At 68.6% G+C, this 15,680-nt stretch carries 17 protein-coding genes and 2 pseudogenes; 4 read left to right on the top strand and 15 right to left on the bottom strand.

What is annotated here, in order from left to right:
- Window positions 1-10: 10 nt before the first annotated feature.
- The 10 genes and pseudogenes from L1066_RS17135 to L1066_RS17180 form a co-directional block, all read right to left on the bottom strand.
- Window positions 11-1,149 (bottom strand): annotated as a pseudogene (locus L1066_RS17135) (lysophospholipid acyltransferase family protein).
- On the bottom strand, window positions 1,142-2,179 hold the full coding sequence (locus L1066_RS17140; protein WP_235737455.1) for an NAD-dependent epimerase/dehydratase family protein: 1,038 nt from the start codon (window positions 2,177-2,179) through the stop codon (window positions 1,142-1,144). The pseudogene L1066_RS17135 and the gene L1066_RS17140 overlap by 8 nt, the downstream one beginning before the upstream one ends.
- Window positions 2,180-2,195: 16 nt before the next feature.
- Window positions 2,196-2,297: a 30S ribosomal protein bS22 gene (locus tag L1066_RS17145; RefSeq protein WP_008356322.1), complete on the bottom strand. Its 102-nt coding sequence runs from the start codon at window positions 2,295-2,297 to the stop codon at window positions 2,196-2,198.
- Window positions 2,298-2,461: 164 nt separating this feature from the next.
- A complete protein-coding gene (locus L1066_RS17150) occupies window positions 2,462-2,665 on the bottom strand; it encodes a helix-turn-helix domain-containing protein (RefSeq protein ID WP_235737456.1) in 204 nt (67 codons plus the stop codon).
- A 194-nt stretch (window positions 2,666-2,859) separates the two neighbouring features.
- Entirely contained in the window at window positions 2,860-3,663 is an 804-nt protein-coding gene (proC, locus tag L1066_RS17155; RefSeq protein WP_235737457.1) for a pyrroline-5-carboxylate reductase, read from the bottom strand.
- Between the two features lie 6 nt (window positions 3,664-3,669).
- Window positions 3,670-4,605, bottom strand: coding sequence for a proline dehydrogenase family protein (locus tag L1066_RS17160; protein ID WP_235737458.1), 936 nt, complete (start codon window positions 4,603-4,605; stop codon window positions 3,670-3,672).
- 103 nt (window positions 4,606-4,708) lie between these two features.
- Window positions 4,709-5,446 (bottom strand): ABC transporter permease, encoded by a 738-nt coding sequence (locus L1066_RS17165; RefSeq protein ID WP_235737459.1) that lies wholly within the window; start codon window positions 5,444-5,446, stop codon window positions 4,709-4,711.
- Window positions 5,443-6,156: a heme ABC exporter ATP-binding protein CcmA gene (gene ccmA / locus L1066_RS17170; protein ID WP_235737460.1), complete on the bottom strand. Its 714-nt coding sequence runs from the start codon at window positions 6,154-6,156 to the stop codon at window positions 5,443-5,445. Before ccmA ends, L1066_RS17165 begins: the two co-directional genes overlap by 4 nt.
- A 71-nt stretch (window positions 6,157-6,227) precedes the next feature.
- Window positions 6,228-7,019 carry a sugar phosphate isomerase/epimerase family protein gene (locus L1066_RS17175; protein WP_249224986.1) on the bottom strand — a complete coding sequence of 264 codons (792 nt, stop codon included), beginning with the start codon at window positions 7,017-7,019 and terminating at the stop codon, window positions 6,228-6,230.
- 16 nt (window positions 7,020-7,035) lie between these two features.
- Window positions 7,036-8,058: a Ppx/GppA family phosphatase gene (locus L1066_RS17180; protein WP_235737462.1), complete on the bottom strand. Its 1,023-nt coding sequence runs from the start codon at window positions 8,056-8,058 to the stop codon at window positions 7,036-7,038.
- An 85-nt stretch (window positions 8,059-8,143) separates the two neighbouring features.
- Between L1066_RS17180 and L1066_RS17185 the strand changes: the two genes are divergently transcribed.
- From L1066_RS17185 to L1066_RS17200, 4 genes are all read left to right on the top strand, one after another.
- Window positions 8,144-8,905 carry a DUF3109 family protein gene (locus L1066_RS17185; protein WP_235737463.1) on the top strand — a complete coding sequence of 254 codons (762 nt, stop codon included), beginning with the start codon at window positions 8,144-8,146 and terminating at the stop codon, window positions 8,903-8,905.
- Between the two features lie 223 nt (window positions 8,906-9,128).
- Window positions 9,129-9,767, top strand: coding sequence for a VOC family protein (locus L1066_RS17190; protein WP_235737464.1), 639 nt, complete (start codon window positions 9,129-9,131; stop codon window positions 9,765-9,767).
- Window positions 9,692-10,480 (top strand): class I SAM-dependent methyltransferase, encoded by a 789-nt coding sequence (locus L1066_RS17195; protein ID WP_235737465.1) that lies wholly within the window; start codon window positions 9,692-9,694, stop codon window positions 10,478-10,480. The genes L1066_RS17190 and L1066_RS17195 overlap by 76 nt, the downstream gene beginning before the upstream one ends.
- A gap of 71 nt (window positions 10,481-10,551) precedes the next feature.
- Entirely contained in the window at window positions 10,552-11,499 is a 948-nt protein-coding gene (locus tag L1066_RS17200) for a hypothetical protein (RefSeq protein ID WP_235737466.1), read from the top strand.
- 91 nt (window positions 11,500-11,590) lie between these two features.
- On the opposite strand, the gene L1066_RS17205 is transcribed toward L1066_RS17200, so the two are convergent.
- The 5 genes and pseudogenes from L1066_RS17205 to L1066_RS17225 all read right to left on the bottom strand — a co-directional run bounded on the left by L1066_RS17205 (window position 11,591) and on the right by L1066_RS17225 (window position 15,525).
- Window positions 11,591-12,622 (bottom strand): aspartate-semialdehyde dehydrogenase, encoded by a 1,032-nt coding sequence (locus L1066_RS17205; protein WP_235737467.1) that lies wholly within the window; start codon window positions 12,620-12,622, stop codon window positions 11,591-11,593.
- On the bottom strand, window positions 12,619-13,890 hold the full coding sequence (locus L1066_RS17210) for an aspartate kinase (RefSeq protein WP_235737468.1): 1,272 nt from the start codon (window positions 13,888-13,890) through the stop codon (window positions 12,619-12,621). Before L1066_RS17210 ends, L1066_RS17205 begins: the two co-directional genes overlap by 4 nt.
- A gap of 68 nt (window positions 13,891-13,958) precedes the next feature.
- Window positions 13,959-14,543 (bottom strand): DUF5063 domain-containing protein, encoded by a 585-nt coding sequence (locus tag L1066_RS17215; RefSeq protein WP_235737469.1) that lies wholly within the window; start codon window positions 14,541-14,543, stop codon window positions 13,959-13,961.
- A pseudogene (gene recR, locus L1066_RS17220) lies at window positions 14,540-15,135 on the bottom strand (recombination mediator RecR). Before recR ends, L1066_RS17215 begins: the two are co-directional and overlap by 4 nt.
- Before the next feature lie 3 nt (window positions 15,136-15,138).
- The gene (locus tag L1066_RS17225; RefSeq protein WP_235737470.1) at window positions 15,139-15,525 is read right to left on the bottom strand and encodes a YbaB/EbfC family nucleoid-associated protein; all 387 of its coding nucleotides are present in this window, start codon (window positions 15,523-15,525) and stop codon (window positions 15,139-15,141) included.
- Window positions 15,526-15,680: the final 155 nt, after the last annotated feature.

Genomic DNA, 15,680 nt, shown 5'->3' on the forward strand with positions numbered 1-15,680 from the left:
GGATCCCGGCTCAGCCGAAGACGGACTTGCGGTCCATGAGCAGTCGATAGAGCGACTGCTGGATCGTCTCTCGCACCTGGTCGGTGAGGTCGAAGACGAGCATCGGGTCGTCCGCGGCGCTGGACTCGTAGGCGTCGGTGCGAATGGGCTCCCCGAACTCGAGGATCCACTTCGACGGCAAGGGCACCAGACCGAGCGGCCCGAGCAACGGGAAGAGCGGCGTGATCGGGATGTAGGGAAGTCCCAGCAGTCGCGCCAACGAGGGAATGTTGCCGACCAACGGATAGATCTCCTCGGCACCCACCACCGACAGCGGGATGATCGGCACGCCGGTGCGCATGGCAGCACTGACGAAGCCGCCGCGACCGAAGCGCTGCAACTTGTAACGCTCGGAGTAGGGCTTGCCGATGCCCTTGAAGCCCTCGGGCCAGACTCCGACGAGCTCACCCTTGCGCAACATCCGTTCGGCGTCCTCGGTGCAGGCCAGGGTCGCGCCGCCCTTGCGGGCCAGGTCGCCGATGAGCGGCAGCTTGAAGACCAGGTCGGCGCCGAGGGGCGCAGGGCCCGTCCGGCGTGATCGTTGAGGGTCACCATCGTCATCAGGCCGTCGACCGGGATCGTGCCGGAGTGGTTGGACACCACGAGCGCGCCGCCATCGGTGGGGATGTTCTCCAGCCCACGAACCTCGATGCGGAACCACTTCTGCGCGATGGGGCGCAGCACCGCCATGAAGAAGTTCTGGGTGAGCTCCTGGTCGAAGCCGAACTCGTCGACCTCGTAGTCACCGCTCACCCGGCGGCGCAAGCTGGCGAGGAGCTCCGCCAGCTTCGGTTCCCACTGTTCCCCGAAGGTCTCCCGAGCTGCGGCAGAGATCGCCTGCAGCCAGTCGCCGACCGGGATGCCGCGGTCCGGCGCCACGGCATCGGCGGGCTCGACCTCGGGACTCGCCTCCGCAGGGGTACGGCGTGGCTCGTCGGGCGGCGTACCGGCGCCGTCGACGGCGATCACCTCATCGCGCGGCGGCTCTGGGGCGGGAGGCGTCTTCTTCTTGCCGGCGAGGCCGCGGGCCGCGGCGCTCGGGCGGCGATTGCCCGTGCCCCGACCCGGCCTGCCGCCGGTGCCGATCGGGATGATGTCGGCGTCACCCACGGTCGCTCCTCCCCTCGACGAGGCCCGCCACGCCAGCGAGGACCGTGTCGGGTGAGGTGATGCGGCCGGGACTGATGGCACCCGGGCCGAGCGCCCGCGCGAAGTCGGCGAACGCCTCGGACGTGGTGAAGCGGGGCGCGAATCCGAGGACCTCGCGCATGCGCGTGGTGTCGATGCCCCGACCGAAGGTCAGGAACCGCTGCTGCTCCGGGGAGAAGTCGACCAGGCCGGCCGTGCCGAGCGTGGATCCCAGGCCGCTGAGCGCGAACCCGGGCACCGGAACACTGGGGCGGCCGAGTCGGCGCAGCGCCTGGGAGAGCGTGATGATGCCGTCACCGGCGACGTTGAAGGTGCCGGCGACGTCGGTGCGCACGGCGTGTGCGAGCACGGCGAGGAGGTCATCGCGGTGCAGGAACTGCAGGCGCGGGTCGAAGCCGAGGACTCGCGGGACGACGGAGAGCCGGAAGTACTGGGCCGTCGGGCTCTGCACGTCGGGTCCGATCACGTTCGCCGCACGCAACGTGGTGACCCGCACGTCAGGGCGACGGCGGGCAAACCCACGTACGTAACCCTCGACCTCGAAGGCGTCACGGGCGTAACCGGTCTTGGGCAGCCGCCTGGCTTCCATGTCCTCGGTGAACATCGCCGGATCGCGATTGGTCGCGCCGTAGACGGTCGAGGTCGACTTGACGACCAGGTGCTGCAGCCCGGGAGCGCGTTGACAGGCGGCCAGGAGCTGCATCGTCCCGATGACGTTGAGCTCCTTCATGGTGCCGCGCCCACCCACGTCTCCGGGGGTGGCGATGACACTCATGTGGACGACCGTGTCGACGTCCTCCTTCACGATGACCTTGGCGATCACCGGCGTACGGATGTCCGCACGTACGAAGGAGACGTCGCCGATGTCGCCCCGGGGCGGAACGATGTCGACCCCGATGACGCGATCCACGGCAGGGTCCTCCGCGAGTTGCTTCGCGAACTGTCGTGCCAGGTCCCGGGACACACCCGTGACCATCACGACCCTGCTCATGGCCGCCCCAGACGCCTTACTTGCCGAGCTTGCGACGCTGAACGCGCGTCTTCTTCAGCAATTTGCGGTGCTTCTTCTTCGCCATGCGCTTGCGGCGCTTCTTGATGACGGAACCCAATGTTCTTCCTTCCAGAGCCTGATGCCGTCCTCACGCGTCCACGCGGGCGACCGGCACAGCCTATCCGCACAGACACCGCCAGCAGAAACTCGCGTGCTCCTGCCCAGAATGCGACACGACTGCACGGACCGAATCGAAGGCGTCGGGGCCGTCGTGACCGAGCCTCAGCCGGCGTCGTAGAAGCTGCGCTCGAGATAGGCGTTGACGTCGCTCTCGGTGACACGGAAGGACCGACCCACGCGCACGGCAGGGAGCTCCCCGCTGTGCACGAGGCGGTAGACGGTCATCTTGGACACGCGCATCTGCGCCGCGACCTCGGCGATCGTCAGGAACTTCGCCCCGGAGATGCTGTCACCTGAACCAGCCATGAAACACCACTTTCGTGAGACCACGCACCGGCTTCCCCACCGGTGTTCACGCGGCCTCGTTCTCGTGAGAATAGGGCCTTGTGTGACCCAGGGGAAGGGTGGGACGAAAAAATGTCCCATTTTCACGGCGTGTCGGTTTGCCCAAGTGTGATCGCGCTGTTCCAGTTCCCCACGAAGAACGCGGCCCCGGGGGTTCAGGAGCCAGCGGCCAACGCCTTCGAGCGGTCGCGGGCGGCTTCCATCGCCGTCAGGAACGCCGCACGCACCTTGTGGTTGTCGAGCTCGCGCAACGCGGCAGCGGTGGTGCCTGCCGGCGAAGTGACCTGTTCGCGCAGCACCGAGGGGTGCGTGCCCGTCTCCTGCAGCATCCGACCGCTGCCCACGAGGGTCTGTACGACGAGCTCGGTGGCGGTCGCCCGGGGCAACCCCAGGTGGACGCCTGCCTCGATCATCGACTCCACGACGTAGAAGACGTAGGCGGGACCGGAACCGGAGATGGCGGTGACGGCATCCATCTGGTGCTCGGGCACCCGCAGCACCTTGCCGGTCGCATGGAGCAGCGACTCGGCCTCGTCGAGGTGGGCGTCGTCGCAGTGGGAGCCGGGAGCGATCGCCGCCATGCCCGCGTCCACCAACGCCGGGGTGTTGGGCATGACCCGCACGACCGCGATGCCCTCCGGCACGTGCGTTTCGATGAAGGCCGTGGTGATCCCGGCGGCGAGGGAGACCAGCAACTGGCCCGGACGGAGCACCGGTGCGATCTCGGCGAGCACCGTGGCGACGTCCTGCGGCTTCACCACGAGCAGCACCGTGTCGGCCCGCCTGGCCGCTGCGACGTTGTCGACCACCGTGACGGCGTACCGCTCAGTGAGCTCCGCAGCGCGGTCAGGCCGCTTCTCGCCGACCAGCAAGGTGTCGGCCGGGCGGCCGGCGCGGATCAGGCCGGAGAGGATCGTCTCCCCCATCACGCCGGCCCCGATGATCGCGGTGAGACTCATGGGCTCCTACTTCTTCGAGGTCAAGGACTTGGCAAACAGGGCGAGGTTCTGCGGACGCTCGGCCAACCGACGCATCAGGTAGCCGTACCACTCGCCCCCGTACGGGACATACACCCGCATCGTCTCACCCCGCGCCACCAACCGCCGCTGCTCCTCCGGGCGGATGCCGTAGAGCATCTGGAACTCGTAGCTCCCCCGGTCGCGGCCGAGGCCGGCAGCCATCGCCTGCCCGATGGCGATCATCCGCGGGTCGTGAGTGGCCACCATCGGGTGCCCCGCGCCCTGCATGAGGATGCGTAGACAACGGACGTAGGCAAGGTCGACGGCATGCCGGTCGACGTGCGCAACCGACTCGTGCCCGACGTAGGCACCCTTGCAGAGCCGGACCCGGGAACCTTCGTGGGCGAAGGCGCGGCAGTCGTCCTCGGTGCGCTTCAGCTGCGCCTGCAGCACCATCCCGAGATCGGGGTGGTCCTTGCGGAGCTCGGTGACCACGTCGAGCGTCGCGTCGGTCCAGGTGTGGTCCTCCATGTCGATGGTGACCAGGCTGCCCGCATTGCGAGCGGCCAGCGCGATACGACGGGCGTTGTCGAGGGCGATCTCCCGGCCGTCCCCGGGGAGCGCGAGCCCGATCGCGGTGAGCTTCACGCTGACTTCGCTGCGGGTGGCCAGGTTGCGGCGGGAGAGCTCGGCGAGGAGGTCGAGATAGGCACGGACCGTCGCGTCGGCCTGCTCCTCGTCCGTGGTGTCCTCACCGAGGAAGTCGAGGGAGACCACCATCTGGTCCTCCATGAGGGCAGCAGCCGCGTCGGCGGCATCCTGCGTGGTCTCGCCCGGCACGTAGCGCGCCACCAGTCCCGAGGTGCCGGGCAGGGTGGACACGGCGGCCCTGACCGCGCCGAGACGGGAGAGGAGCAACAGGGGCTGACGCAGAAGTGGCACGGATCACTCGTATCAGATCCGCCCCAACTCCTCCGCCACGAGGTGTCACTTCTTGCGCTGCGAAGTGGCGGGTCGAGGTGCCACGGCTGCCGGCCAGGCAGGCTCAGGGAGTACGCCGCCGCAACGTCGCCGCGCCCACGGCCAGTCCCGCGACGGCAAACGCGAGCACCACCGCCACGTCGGCCCAGACGTCGCCAGCATCGCTGCTGTCGACCAGGGTGGTCATCGCATCGATCGCATACGAGAGCGGCAGCACGTCACTGATCGCCTCGAGCACGTCGGGCAACGCAGCCCTCGGCACGAAGAGGCCGCACAGCAGGATCTGGGGAATCACGACGGCCGGCATGAACTGCACCGCCTGGAACTCGGTACGGGCGAAGGCACTCACGAACAGGCCCAGGGCCGTGCCGAGCAGCGCATCCGACACGGCCACCACGACCAGCAGCCACACCGCGCCCTCCACGTCGAGGCCGAGGAGTCCGATGCTCGTGCCCACCGCGAGCAACGACTGCGCGATGGCGACCAGCCCGAACGCGACGGCGTACCCGCCCAGGAAGTCGCCCTTGCCGAGCGGCATCGCCAGCAGCCGCTCCAAGGTGCCACTGCTGCGTTCGCGGAGGGTGGTGACGCTCGTGACCAGGAACATCACGATGAACGGAAACATCGCGAGCAGGCCGGGACCGAAGGTCTGGAACCGGTCGCCGGGCAGGTCGTGGAGCATCCACCACAGCAGCGAGATCAACAGGCACGGAAGCACCAGCAGCATCGCCAACGTGCGGTGGTCACGACGCAGCTGGACCAGCACGCGCGACGCCACGGCGAACGTCAACCGCGGACTCATCCTGCGTCCTCCACGAGGGCGAGGAACGCCGACTCGATATCGGGTACGCCGGCTCGTGCCTTGATCTCGCCGGGCTCACCGTCGGCGATGATCGCTCCCTCGCGCATCAGCAGCAGTCGGTCGCAGCGTTCCGCCTCGTCCATGACGTGGCTGGAGACGAGCACGGTGGTGCCGGCGTCGGCGAGGTCGTGGAAGAGCTGCCACAGCGACGCGCGGAGCACCGGATCGAGGCCGACCGTCGGCTCGTCGAGCACCAGCAGGGGCGGGGAGCCGAGCAGCGCGACCGCCAGGCTCACCCGTGACCGCTGGCCACCGCTGAGGCGGGCGACCACCTGATCGGCGTGGCCGGTGAGATCGACGAGGTCGAGGACGCGACGTACCTCCTCGTCGGACTGGCTGAGCACCCGGGCGAAGAAGCGGAGGTTCTCGACGGCCGTGAGGTCGTCGTAGACGCTGGCTGCTTGGGTGACGTAGCCGATCCGCTGGCGCAGCGCTCGGCTGCCGGCTGGCCGGTCGAGCACGGCGACCTCGCCGGCGTCGACGCGTTGGACGCCGACGATCGAACGCAGCAACGTGGACTTGCCACAACCGGAGGGGCCGAGCAGACCCGTGACCTGGCCGCGCGGGATGTGCAGGTCGAGCGCGGACAGCACCGGGCGGCCGCCCCGCGTGACGGTGAGGCCGCGGATCTCGACCGCGTTGTGGGTCATGCCGACGAGCCTGCCAGATTCGTCGGCTTCATTGGAGTGATCGTGCTGTCTTCCTGCGAAACACAGCAGTTTCACTCCATCGAAGGCCCCGACACGCCCAGGTGGGTCCTGGCGAAGGAGAGCGCCTCGGCGAGGTCGGCGGTGCGGGCGTCGACGGTGGCGCACTTGCGGGTGTTGACCTCGACGACGACATGGCCAGCGAAGTCGACCGCAGCCAGGTGCTGCAACAGCTCCGCGACCGGCTGGGTGCCCCGCCCGGGGATGAGGTGCTCGTCCTTGGCGGAGCCGGTGCCGTCCGTCAGATGGATGTGGCGCAACCGCTCCGCCAACCGCTCCGCCATCGCCACCGGGTCGGACTGTGCGACAGCCGCGTGTGAGAGGTCGACCGTCGTGTTGGCGTAGTCGTTCTCGGAGGGGTCCCAGCTGGGCAGGTAGACCTCCAGTGCCCGCTTCTGGGTGGCCCGCCACGGATACATGTTCTCCACCGCGAAGGCGATGCCCGTGGATTCCTCCAGGCCAGCAATCCCCTGCACGAACTCGCGGGCATATTCCTTCTGCCAGCGGAAGGGCGGATGCACCACCACCACATCGGCCCCGACCGCGGCGGCCATCTCGGCAGAGCGCTCGAGCTTGCCCCACGGATCGGTGCCCCAGACCCGTTGGGTGATCAACAGGCAGGGTGCGTGGATGGCACAGACCGGCACGCCATGGTGCTCCGAGAGCTGCTTCACGGCCGTCACCTGCTGGCTCAGCGAGTCGATGCCGACCATCACCTCGACCGCGTCGTAGCCGAGCAGAGCCGCATAGGAGAAGGCATGCGCGGTCGACTCGGGATAGACCGAGGAGGTGGAGAGTCCGATCAGCGGCACGGGGCAACCACTACTCGGTCGCCGCGCTCCGCAGCGTCACCGCAGCAACACCGCGCGAGGTCTCGGGCCGGGAGAGGTCGCGAACCCCGTCACCGTCGACATCGAGCACACTCAGCTGGTCGAAGCGCTCGAGGATCACTCCTTCGCGAAGCGCCCAAGGGCAGACCTCCAGCGCCGGCAGGTCGAAGATGTCGAGCACGGCCTCGGCGACCAGTGCGCCGGGGAGCACCTGGTGGGCGCGGCTGGCGGAGACACCCGGCAGCGCAGCGAGCGCCTCGGTGTCGAGACCGACGAGTTTCGGAATCCAAGCAGCCAGGTCTTCGCGGGGCAGCATTCGCGGCACCAGCGGGCCGTCTCCCGACGGTGCGGCACCACAGATGCGGGCCAACGAACGAAAGGTCTTGGACGTGGCTGCGGCCCGGTCGGGCCGGCCGGTGCGCAACAGGTTGCCGGCGTCGCGGGCGATGCTGGTGCGGATCATCCGCCGCAACTCGCGCAACGTCTCCTCGTCGGGCAGCCCACTGCTGAACCAGTCTCGCGACAGTCGAGCCGCACCCAGCGGCAGCGACCAGGCGACGTCCGGCGACTCGTCACCACCGGCGGCGATCTCGAGCGAGCCGCCCCCGATGTCGAAGACCGCCAGGCGCCCGGCCGACCAGCCGAACCAGCGGCGTACCGCAAGGAAGGTCAGCCGCGCCTCGTCCTCGCCGGCCAGGACCTCGAGAACGACACCGGTGCGCTCCGTCACTTGGGCCAGCACGGACTCGGTGTTGGTCGCGTCGCGCACCGCGGACGTGGCGAACCCGAGGATCTCCTCGCAACCCTTGTCCTCGGCGACGACCAGTGCCTGGGCGCAGAACGCGGCGAGCGCGTCGATGCCCTGCTGGCTGACCGCCCCCGACTCGTCGAGGTGCTCGGCAAGTCGCAGCGGCTCCTTGTAGGAGAACGCCGGGACCGGTGCCGCTCCGCCGTGAGCATCCACGACGAGCAGGTGACCGGTGTTCGAGCCGATGTCCAGGACGCCCAACCTCATGCGACAACGGTAACCGCCACCACCACGGCCCCCGCAGCGAACGCGCCCCCTGCACCGCAGCCGGGGTGGACGTAGGGTTGCGGCCGTGCCTGAGGTGAACCCGAACTTCCCGCGTGCGTGGGTCGAGTTCGTCGACCCCGCCGACGCGGACCAGACCTTCCGCTGCGACCTCACGTGGCTCACGTCGGCCTACACCTGCATCTTCGGCAACGGTTGCGCCGGCATCTACGCCGACTCCCCCGACATCGGTTGCTGCACCCTCGGGGCGCACTTCTCCGATGACGACGACGAGGCTCGCGTGGCGCCGTACGTCGATCAACTCACCCCGGAGCTGTGGCAGCAGCACCCGGGACGGAAGGTGAAGAAGAAGGACTGGGTCGAGAAGGACGAGGACGGCGACCGCAAGACCCTTGCGATCACCTTCGAGGGGCAACGCTCCTGCATCTTCGCCAACCGGCCCGACTTCGCGGGTGGCGGCGGCTGCGCGCTGCACGCGCTGGCGCTGCAGCAGGGCCGCAATCCGCTCGAGACCAAGCCGGATGTGTGCTGGCAACTCCCCATCAGGCGCGCCTACCGCAATGTCGAGAAGCCGGACGGCACCGAGTATCTCGAGATCACGATCACCGAGTACGACCGCGCTGGATGGGGTCCGGGCGGGCACGACCTCGACTGGTACTGCACCGGCAACCCTGTCGCCCACGTCGCCGTCGAGCCGCTCTACCTCACCAACGCCCCGGAGCTCACCGAGCTGATGGGCGCGCCGGCCTACGCCGAGCTCGCACAACACTGTGAGGCCCACGTGCGCTCGCGATCAGCGCTTGCACTGCACCCCGCCAGCCCGCGCTGACTGCTCTCCCGACCCACGCCGGCCGAGCCAACCCACGTCGGTCGAGCCTGTCCCACGCTGGTCGAGCCTGTCCCACGCTGGTCGAGCCTGTCGAGACCACCACTCCAGATGCCGTGATTGAGAGCGCGATCACATTGACAGATCGGCGGATGCAACCTCTCGACGTCGAGAGACCCCGACCCCGGGAGCAGACGCCCGGAGAGGCCGTCCCACAATGATCTGCATGCGACTCGACCACGTTTCGTACGCCGCCGGACCCGATGGATTGAACGCCACCGCGGAGCGCTTGGGCGCTCTCTTGGGGCGCGAGTTCATGGACGGAGGTGTGCACCCCCGCTTCGGGACGCGCAACCGCATCCTGCCGCTTGCCGACAACACCTACCTCGAAGTCGTCGAGGTGCTCGACCACCCTGCCTCCGACAAGGCGCCCTTCGGACAGGCCGTACGCGCCCGTTCCAACGCCGGGGGCGGCTGGCTCGGTTGGGTCGTGGCGGTTCCCGACATCGCACCGGTCGAGCAACGCCTCGGCCGCGCAGCGGTCGACGGCCAGCGCCACCGTCCCGACGGCCAACTGCTCCGGTGGAAGCAGATCGGCGTCAACGGCCTCATCGCTGACCCGCAGCTCCCGTTCTTCGTGGAGTGGGAGTCGGCATCCGACGACCATCCGAGCACCGGGGGCACGGGCGAGATCTCCCTTGCCTGCTTGGAGATCGCTGGCGACCCGCTGCGTGTCTCCGAGTGGCTCGGAGAGTCCGTCGAGGCTCCGCTCGAAGACATCAAGGTCGAGTGGGCAGCACCCCACGGCACCCCCGGCATCCTTGCCGCGCAGTTCCAGACCGCCAACGGTCTGGTCCGGATCTGACCCAGGTCCGGGGCTCGGGCGGACCGCCGGACGGCACCGTCCCGAGCCCCAACATCTGGCACCACACCGCCACCTACGAGCTCGAGAATCACGCGTTCGACCGCTCCGGTCGGGTCACGGCTGCGCTACGCGCCACCGCCGACTGGACGGGGCGCGACGTGCTCGACCTCGGCTGCGGTACCGGCTTCCACCTTCCCCTGTGGGCTGCCGAGGCGCGTTCGGTGATCGGCGTCGAGCCGCATCCCGACCTGCTCCAGCTGGCCCGGCGACGTACCCGTGCGCTGGGCAACGTCACCCTGCACCAAGGCACGGCGCAGGCCACCGGGCTGCCGGATGCATCGGTGGACCTGGTGCAGGTGCGCTGGGCCTACTTCTTCGGGCCCGGATCCGAACCGGGGCTTGCCGAACTCGACCGCATCGTCCGCCCGGGCGGCGCGGCGGCGGTGATCGACAACGACGCGACCACCTCCGGCTTCGGCGAGTGGTTCCGACGCGGCTATCCGAGTGTCGATCCCGACGCGGTCACGCGCTTCTGGCTGAGGCACGGCTGGTCACGTACGCAGGTGCTCACCTCGTGGGAGTTCGACTCGCGCGCCGAGCTCGAGGCAGTGGCACGCATCGAGCTGCCCACCCGGATCGCGGAGGAGTTCTGCGCCCAGCACCGGGGCACGGCGATCGAGTACGGCGTCAACCTGTGGTGGCGACGCTACTGACGTTACCCGTCAGTCGCCCGGGGGCCCGGGAGCTGACTGTGAGCCAGATCTCGCATGGCAGACTTCCGTCCATGGCACAGAAGGAACGCCCCGACGAGGGCCCGTCGCTGGAGATGCCCAGCCTGGGCTCGCTCTTCAAGCGCGGCCGCAAGAAGCCCGCTCCCGAACCCCGGGCGGACGAGCCGAGCGCGGAGGACTTCGAGCGGCTGGTGAAGGGGGCCCCTGCCGAGGTGGCCGACCCGGTCGACGACGAGATTGCGGACACCACCCCCGAGGCACCGGAGGTCGATGAGACCGAGCCCGTCGAGCAGACCCAGGTGCGGGGCATCCCGGTCGTCGCGGACGAGACCGTCGCCGAGGTCGAGCAGACCCAGGTCCGCGGCATCGCCCCTGTCGACGAGAGCGGCGCCGAAGACACTGCGGTCCTCCCCGAGCACGACGTGATCGCGGAGGCCGAGGAAGCCGACCTGGCCGACATCGAGGACGACGAGCCAGCAGCGGTTCCCCCGCCCGCCGCGGCCACGCCGGCGCCGCCTGCCGCTGCGGAACCCCAGCAACGTCGTACCAACGTGGACATCAAGGATGACGTGACCGAGGAGTCGGACGACAAGGTCGGTCGTGGCCTCTCCGACTTCGCGCTGCCTGCCCTTCCCGCGGCCGTCGCTGCCGCAGTGACCGGCGCGATCGTCGGACTGCTCGCCGTTGGCCTGACCTACGGCGGACTCGAGGGCTGTGAGGCGGTCAAGGGTACGTCGGCCTGTGGTGGCCCCGGCATCCCGATCCTCGGCCTGATCATGGTCGTGCTGGTGATCGTCGGCAGCGTCCTGCTCGGAGCCTGGAAGGTCACCGACCCGACCAGCACCAGCTTCCTCGCCGTCGGCCTGCTCGCCGTGATCGCCCTGCTCTTCCTGATCAACGTGATCTTCTCGCCCGCCATGATCGTCGTGATCCCCCTGGTCTCCGTCGCCACCTACTCCCTCTCCCAGTGGGTCACTGCCCACTTCATCGAAGAGGACTGACGGGCCTCGAAACGCGATAGTCCCTGACGAACTTGTCGCCGACACGCGGTCGGGACTACAAGTTCGTCAGGGACTATCGCGATTTGCCCGATCAGCGGGTGGCCAGCAGCTCCGCGATCTGCACGGTGTTGAGGGCCGCACCCTTGCGCAGGTTGTCGTTGCTGATGAACAGGGCCAGGCCGCGACCGCCGGGGACACCCTCGTCGGCACGGATGCGACCGACGTAGGACGGGTCCTGGCCGGCTGCCTGCAACGGGGTGGGGATGTCGCTCAGCTCGACGCCCGCAGCTGACGCGAGGAGCTCGCGGGCGCGGTCGGGACTGATCGCACGGTCGAACTCCGCGTTGACGGCCAGCGAGTGGCCCGTGAAGACCGGCACCCGCACGCACAGGCCGGAGACCAGCAACTCGGGGATGCCGAGGATCTTGCGGGACTCGTTGCGCAGCTTCTGCTCCTCGTCGGTCTCCTCGAGACCGTCGTCCACCAGCGCACCGGCGAAGGGCAGCACGTTGTAGGCGATGTTGCGCGCATAGACACCCGGCTCGGGCAGCGCGACGGCAGCACCGTCGTAGGCCAGCTCCCGTGCCTTGTCACCGGCAGCAGCGACCTGGGAGGCGAGCTCCTCGACGCCGGCCACACCGGAGCCGGAGACGGCCTGGTAGGTCGACACCACGAGCCGCTTGAGGCCCGCTTCCTCGTGAAGCGGCTTGAGCACCGGCATGGCCGCCATGGTGGTGCAGTTGGGGTTGGCCACGATCCCCTTGGGGATCGAGTTGAGGGCCTCGGGGTTGACCTCCGCGACGACCAGAGGCACGTCGGGATCCTTGCGCCAGGCCGAGGAGTTGTCGACCACGGTGGCACCCGCGGCAGCGAACTTCGGCGCCAACGCCTTCGAGGTAGCGCCGCCGGCGGAGAAGAGCGCGATGTCGAGACCGCTCGGGTCAGCGGTCGCGGCGTCCTCGATGGTCACCTCACGGTCACCGAAGGCGATCGTCTTGCCTGCGGAACGCGTGGAGGCGAAGAAACGCACCTCGTCTGCCTGGAAGTTGCGCTGCAGCAGGATCTGCCGCATCGCCACACCGACCTGGCCGGTCGCGCCGACCACACCGATACGCACGGTCATCGTCCCGTCCCTCCGTAGACCACTGCCTCAACCTCGTCGGCGTCCAGGTCGAACGCCGTGTGCGTCTCACGCACCGCGGTGTCGACGTCGTCCTCGGCCACGACGACCGAGACGCGGATCTCGGACGTGGAGATCATGTCGATGTTGACGCCGGCCCCGGCGAGGGTGGCGAAGAACTTGGCCGTGATGCCCGGGTTGGTGCGCATCCCCGCGCCGACCAGCGAGATCTTGCCGACCTTGTCGTTGAAGATCAGCTTCTCGTAGCCGACCTCCTCCTGCAGCTTGGTCAGCACCGACATCGCGGTCTGGCCGTCCGACGCCGGCAGGGTGAAGGAGATGTCGGTCAGGTTGGTGTCGGCTGCGGACACGTTCTGCACGATCATGTCGATGTTGATCAACGCGGCGGCCAGCGCCTCGAAGATGCGAGCGGCCTCGCCGACCTTGTCGGGGACGCCGACCACCGTGATCTTGGCTTCGCTGCGGTCGTGAGCGACACCGGAGATGATGGCCTGTTCCATGGTGTTTCCCTCCGTGGGGTCCTGGACGACCCACGTGCCCTCCAGCTGGCTGAAGGACGAGCGCACGTGGATCGGGATGTTGTAGCGGCGGCCGTATTCGACACAGCGCAAGTGCAGGATCTTGGCACCGTGGGCGGCGAGCTCGAGCATCTCCTCGAAGGAGACGCGGTCGAGCTTGTGGGCCTTCGGCACGATGCGCGGGTCAGCGGTGAAGACGCCGTCGACGTCGGTGTAGATCTCACAGACGTCTGCCTCGAGGGCGGCAGCGAGCGCCACCGCTGTCGTGTCGGTGCCGCCGCGTCCGAGCGTGGTGATCTCCTTGGTGTCCTGCGACACCCCCTGGAAGCCAGCGACGATGACGATGTGGCCGTCCTGGAGCGCCGAGGAGATCCGGCCCGGGGTCACGTCGATGATCTTCGCCTTGCCGTGCACCGAGTCGGTGATCACACCGGCCTGCGAGCCGGTGAACGACCGTGCGGTGTAGCCGAGGTCGGAGATGGCCATCGCCACCAGAGCCATCGAGATCCGCTCGCCGGCGGTCAGCAACATGTCCATCTCACGGGCCGGCGGCAGCGGAGAGACCCCGCCCGCCAGGTCCAACAGTTCGTCAGTCGTGTCGCCCATGGCAGAGACGGCGACGACCACGTCGTTGCCCTGCTTCCTGGTCTCCACGATGCGACGAGCCACACGCTTGATTGCGGCGGCGTCGGCAAGTGAGGAGCCGCCGTACTTCTGCACGACAATGCCCACGGGTGTCCCACCCTCTCGAGATCGCAAGGAGATGCCCGGCGACATTGCCGGGCCTACAACGCCCGAGTCTAATTGAGGGTCGGTGCCGACTCGTCGAGCATCTCACCGGCCAGCGCAACCTGCTCCTCCTCGCCGGTGAAGTCGGCGTCGAGCCGGTCGTGGGTGACGATCGACTGGAGGGCGCGGAGTACCCCGGATGCCTCGCTTCCCCAGCTGGCCACGTAGGAGAACTGCCACCACCACAGGGCCTCGTCGACGCGTCCGGCCCGGAAGTGGCGCAGGCCGTGGGCGAGGGACGCCGCGACGCTGGTGAGGTCGTCGGAGATGACCGACGTCTCGACCTCTGGCTCGCCGTAGGGGTCGAAGACCTCGGAATAGACGTCGACCCCGTCGAGCATCGTGGCCAGTTTGAGGCGCAGGCCGTCGAGATCGGGATCAGGACCAGCATCGGGCTGGAACTCCTCCGCGGTGGCGAAGTCTGCCTGGACGCCGAGGCGGGCGCCGGCCAGCAGCACCTGGGAGACCTCGAGCAGCAGCAGTGAGACCGCCCGACCGGGATTGTCGTCCTCGGCGGCAATCGCCTGCAGCGCCACCAGGAAACTCTCCACCTGGTCGGAGATCTGTTGTGCGAAATCCTCAAGATCGTTGCTCATTCGGCTGATCTCCTCCCAGCAAAAGCGCGGCCGAGCGTGACCTCATCGGCGTATTCCAGGTCACCGCCCACGGGTAGTCCACTAGCCAATCGCGTGACCCGCAACCCCAACGGCCGCAGGTTGCGCGTGAGATAGGTCGCGGTGGCCTCCCCTCGAGGTTGGGGTCGGTCGCCAAGATGACTTCCTGGATCTGCCCGTCGGCCAGACGGGTGAGCAGTTCACGCACCCGCAACTGCTCCGGGCCGATGCCGTCGATCGGCGAGATCGCGCCGCCGAGCACGTGATAGCGCCCCCGGAACTCCCGGGTGCGCTCGATGGCGACGACGTCCTTGTATTCCTCCACCACGCACAGCACCGCGGGGTCGCGACGCGGGTCACGGCAGATGCGGCACTGCTCGTCCTCGGAGACGTTGAAGCACACCGAGCAGAACTTCACGCGCTGTTTGACCTGGACGAGCACGTCGGCAAGGCGGCGTACGTCGACCGGGTCGGCCTGCAGGAGATGGAACGCGATTCGCTGCGCGCTCTTGGGACCGACACCGGGGAGCCGACCGAGCTCATCGATGAGGTCCTGGACGATGCCTTCGTACACGCGTCAGTCCGAGCCGCTGCCGGGGAGCCCGGGCAGGCCACCGGGGCCACCCAGACCACCCATGCCCCCGGCGAGGGGGTTGAGCTTCTCCTGGGCGAGCTCGTCGGCCTTCGCCTTGGCGTCGCGCCAAGCAGCCACGACGAGGTCGCCCAGGTCGGTGAGGTCATCGACATCGGTGCCGTCGAACGAGCCGGCCGCGATGCGCACGGCGCGGAGGTCACCGGCACCGTTGATCGTCACGGTGACGGCGCCGCCGGCGACGGTGCCCTCCACCTCGGCCGCGTTGAGGCTGGCCTGGGCCTCGAGCAACTGCTGCTGCATCTGCTGGGCCTGCTGGAGCAGCGCGCCCATGTCGAGGCCGCCTTCTCCGCCAAAGGGGTTCTGCGTCATCGGTGTGCCTTTCGCGTTATTGGTCGGGGGTCAGTCGTGTCGAGATCTCTTCGATCACCTTGCCACCGAGCGTGCGCTCGATGAGTTCGCGGCCGGCGAGACCTGAGTGTTCCAACTCCTGACTCGTCGGTGCTGACATCGGAATCGGGGTCATG

This window comes from Nocardioides alcanivorans, from assembly GCF_021555175.1.
GTDB classification, from domain to species: domain Bacteria; phylum Actinomycetota; class Actinomycetes; order Propionibacteriales; family Nocardioidaceae; genus Nocardioides; species Nocardioides alcanivorans.

Excerpts from the sequence above, each read along its gene's own strand:
- L1066_RS17140 (WP_235737455.1), bottom strand. The coding sequence starts at position 2,179 with ATGAGCAGGGTCGTGATGGTCACGGGTGTGTCCCGGGACCTGGCACGA.
- L1066_RS17150 (WP_235737456.1), bottom strand. The coding sequence starts at position 2,665 with ATGGCTGGTTCAGGTGACAGCATCTCCGGGGCGAAGTTCCTGACGATC.
- proC (WP_235737457.1), bottom strand. The coding sequence starts at position 3,663 with ATGAGTCTCACCGCGATCATCGGGGCCGGCGTGATGGGGGAGACGATC.
- L1066_RS17165 (WP_235737459.1), bottom strand. The coding sequence starts at position 5,446 with ATGAGTCCGCGGTTGACGTTCGCCGTGGCGTCGCGCGTGCTGGTCCAG.
- ccmA (WP_235737460.1), bottom strand. The coding sequence starts at position 6,156 with ATGACCCACAACGCGGTCGAGATCCGCGGCCTCACCGTCACGCGGGGC.
- L1066_RS17180 (WP_235737462.1), bottom strand. The coding sequence starts at position 8,058 with ATGAGGTTGGGCGTCCTGGACATCGGCTCGAACACCGGTCACCTGCTC.
- L1066_RS17190 (WP_235737464.1), top strand. The coding sequence starts at position 9,129 with ATGCGACTCGACCACGTTTCGTACGCCGCCGGACCCGATGGATTGAAC.
- L1066_RS17200 (WP_235737466.1), top strand. The coding sequence starts at position 10,552 with ATGGCACAGAAGGAACGCCCCGACGAGGGCCCGTCGCTGGAGATGCCC.
- L1066_RS17205 (WP_235737467.1), bottom strand. The coding sequence starts at position 12,622 with ATGACCGTGCGTATCGGTGTGGTCGGCGCGACCGGCCAGGTCGGTGTG.
- L1066_RS17215 (WP_235737469.1), bottom strand. The coding sequence starts at position 14,543 with ATGAGCAACGATCTTGAGGATTTCGCACAACAGATCTCCGACCAGGTG.
- L1066_RS17225 (WP_235737470.1), bottom strand. The coding sequence starts at position 15,525 with ATGACGCAGAACCCCTTTGGCGGAGAAGGCGGCCTCGACATGGGCGCG.